Below are 2,254 nucleotides of genomic sequence, written 5' to 3' on the forward strand. Positions count from 1 at the left end.
AAATCCAGCGCATTTGCGACAAGTATGAGATTTTGCTGATCGCGGATGAGGTGATCTGTGGCTTTGGGCGCACCGGCAATTGGTTCGGTTCGCAGACCATGGGCATCCGCCCGCATATCATGACCATCGCCAAGGGTCTGACCTCTGGCTATATCCCGATGGGCGGGTCTTTGGTCTGCGATGAGGTGGCGAATACCTTGGCGGCGTCAGGCGATTTCAACCACGGCTACACCTATTCCGGCCATCCGGTTGCGGCGGCGGTGGCGTTGGAAAACCTGCGGATCATTCAGGAGGAAAAGCTGGTGGAGCGGGTGCGCGACGATGTCGGGCCGTATCTGGCAAAGGCTTGGGCGTCACTGCTGGACCATCCGCTGGTGGGCGAGGCGAATTCGGTCGGGTTGATGGCGACTTTGGCGCTGACGCCGGATAAAGCCAAGCGCGCGAAATTTGCGGGCAAGGAAGGTGCGGTTGGCCTGCGTTGCCGCACGCGCTGTTTTGCCAACGGTCTGGTGATGCGCCATGTCGGCGACCGCATGATCATCGCCCCACCTTTGGTCATCACCCATGCCGAGATTGATACGCTGGTGACCCGCGCCCGCAAATCGCTGGATGAGACTTATGACGGCTTGATCAAGGACGGGCTGTTCAAGGCGGCGTGAACCTTTGTTCCATGAAAAAGGCCCGGACAGTGACTGTCCGGGCCTTTTTGCGTTTCGCAGCGATCTTCGGAAAATCAGTAGCTGTAGAAACAGGCCGGGGTCGCGATCACGCGGTCTTGCTTGCCGAGCCAGATATTGCGATGCGCGATCAATGCTGCGCGGTCACGAACCGAGGTTTTGACGGTGAATGCAAGCCAGTTCAGGGCGCGGGCGAAAGTGGTCATCGGACAAGTCTCCATTCTGCGGCAAAAGCGTTGCGCGTCTTGCCGGTTTGCGGGGTTGGTATCGGTAAATCGAAGGGCGCGGGGTTTCGTGTTGGTGTTCCCGTTACCGTTACCTGAGTATTTAGGCGCTTTGACCCGATAAAACGAGAGCCAAAACCGCAACGCCGCAATGCGCAAGATGCAAGGCTCCTTGGTTAGTCCAAGGTGCTGACCGCATGGCTGGCGCGCGACAGCCAATCGGGGTTCACCTCCACCCCCCAGCCGGGGGCTTCGGGGATTTGCAACTTGCCATCCGTGACCGCGAAGGGATCACCCAGAAACAGCCCCTCCTGCCAAGGGTAGTAATCCGGGCCTTCAATGGAAAATTCAAGGTATTTCCCGGCATTCGGGATCGCGCCCAACAGATGCATGGTGCAGATCGTCACCAGCGACAGATTGGCCGAGTGCGGCGTGCAGGGCAGGCCCACCGCAGCCGCCATTTCCGCGACCAGCAGCGTGCGCGACAGCCCGCCCATATACATCACATCCGGTTGCACGATATCGACCGCGCGCATGTCGATCATGCGGGCCCATGTTGACAGATCCCAGTCCTGCTCACCACCGGTCACGTCGATGGTCAGGCTTTCCGTCACTTCGCGGGTCTGGTCCAGATCCCAATAGGGCGTCGGCTCCTCAAAATGGGAAATGCCATTGGCTTCAAGTAATTTACCCACCTCAATCGCGCGGGTCGGAGAAAAGCCGGAGTTGCCGTCAACGAGTTTCGCGATACCATCACCCAATGCGCGGGAAACCGTAGGGATCACCGCTTCGGTACGGCCCGGCCATTCGTCGATATTGCGGCCACATTCCGCGCCGACACGCCATTTGAACGCATCAAAGCCGCGGGTGTCGCGCAGTTTGACAAAGCGCGCCGCCTCATCTTCTGGCGTGATGTCGCGCTTCATCGAACTGGCATAGGCGCGCAATTTCCTTGGCTTGCCGCCCAGCAATTCCACCACCGGTTTGCCCGCGCGCCGACCCAGCATGTCCCACAAAGCAGTATCCAGCCCCGCGTTGGCGCGGCAGCGGTAGGAACCGGGGAATTTATGCTCCCGCTCCTCGATGCGCTGGATCAGCGGCAGGATGTCAGCTTGCGTTTCGATCATTGCGCCCAAGGCCCAGGGCGCGACCTGCCGATGCAGGATTTGTGCGGTGATATCCGCATTATAGGTGGAGGTTTGGCCCCAACCGATGGCCCCGTCTTGTGCCGTGATTTTGGTGAAGCAGACGAATTCATCTGTGAAGGTTTCGATCTGGCTGATTTTCGACACGGGCGTATCCTTGCTGCGGTTTGGCGCAGTATTGGGGGGATGCGCGGCATGATCAAGTGGT

The 2,254-nt window shown here is 59.3% G+C and carries 3 protein-coding genes; 1 reads left to right on the forward strand and 2 read right to left on the reverse strand.

Annotated features, from left to right (window positions below; genetic code table 11):
* Positions 1–659 (forward strand): aminotransferase class III-fold pyridoxal phosphate-dependent enzyme (locus L0H65_RS18660; protein ID WP_301460698.1); only part of this gene is annotated, 659 nt, incomplete at its 5' end.
* A gap of 74 nt (positions 660–733) precedes the next feature.
* Here L0H65_RS18660 and L0H65_RS18665 read toward each other — a convergent pair.
* On the reverse strand, positions 734–883 hold the full coding sequence (locus tag L0H65_RS18665) for a hypothetical protein (protein WP_301460699.1): 150 nt from the start codon (positions 881–883) through the stop codon (positions 734–736).
* A 194-nt stretch (positions 884–1,077) separates the two neighbouring features.
* Positions 1,078–2,193 (reverse strand): mandelate racemase/muconate lactonizing enzyme family protein, encoded by a 1,116-nt coding sequence (locus tag L0H65_RS18670; protein ID WP_301460700.1) that lies wholly within the window; start codon positions 2,191–2,193, stop codon positions 1,078–1,080.
* Positions 2,194–2,254: the final 61 nt, after the last annotated feature.

The organism is Pseudorhodobacter sp., assembly GCF_030452865.1.
Taxonomy (GTDB): domain Bacteria; phylum Pseudomonadota; class Alphaproteobacteria; order Rhodobacterales; family Rhodobacteraceae; genus Pseudorhodobacter.

Coding starts and splice junctions, on each gene's coding strand:
- L0H65_RS18665 (WP_301460699.1), bottom strand. CDS start 883: ATGACCACTTTCGCCCGCGCCCTGAACTGGCTTGCATTCACCGTCAAA.